Source organism: Candidatus Hydrogenedentota bacterium (assembly GCA_016791475.1).
Classification (GTDB): domain Bacteria; phylum Hydrogenedentota; class Hydrogenedentia; order Hydrogenedentales; family JAEUWI01; genus JAEUWI01.
The window spans coordinates 1-767 of sequence record JAEUWI010000193.1 but is presented as its reverse complement, the minus strand read 5'-3'; the positions used below and the strand labels follow the sequence as shown (position 1 = coordinate 767).

Below are 767 nucleotides of genomic sequence, written 5' to 3'. Positions count from 1 at the left end.
TTACCTTGCCAATGTGGAGCAAAGAAAAAAGAGATAACCACGATAAACAGCAGAATAACAAGTAAATGTGGATATAATTTCTTAAAAACTGTATTAAACATATATTGGAAAATTATATTCAAAGGTATTTGTTATTTTGAAAATGGAGCTAGTTTGTTGGGGGGAAGAGGCCCAAGGACCAAAGAGGACCAAGGACCAAAGAGGACCAAGGACCAAAGAGGACCAAGGACCAAGGAGGACCAAGGACCAAAGAGGACCAAGGACCAAAGAGGACCAAGGACCAAAGAGGACCAAGGACCAAAGAGGACCAAGGACCAAGGAGGACCAAGCTGATAAGTGGAACGATATATCCTTTAGCCTTCAGCCTTCAGCCTTCAGCCTTCAGCCTAAAATTCAATATTAAACCATAACAGGATTGCAACATTAAACCATTGCAGAATTTTTACCTCAATCCTTGATTGATATCCATCAAGGCTTCTGGGCCGGGACACAATTGTTTTTCTGAAAGTGTGTTCAGAGGTTTTTTTGAAGTGTTTAAAAGTTGATGTAAGTCCTGACTTTCTTCATTGATATAAATTAATCCGGTCAAAATTTCACCTTTCGAATTTGCTTCATGCAATGCATGGACTGCAGAATCCCGATTGGTTGGGTCCCAGTCTGCTTGAAGTTTGTTGAGTTTGATAAGCGAACCATCGTGCATGCTTACCAATTTGTTACTTCCGGCTTCGTAAGTGGTTTTAATTTCTGCAGCATGCGGAACAAAATCA

The 767-nt window shown here is 40.4% G+C and carries 1 protein-coding gene; it reads right to left on the bottom strand.

Features of this window, described 5'->3' with window-relative positions; genetic code table 11:
* Positions 1-442: 442 nt before the first annotated feature.
* A partial coding sequence (locus JNK74_28645; protein ID MBL7650154.1) for a 2-oxoacid:ferredoxin oxidoreductase subunit beta occupies positions 443-767 on the bottom strand: 325 nt, incomplete at its 5' end.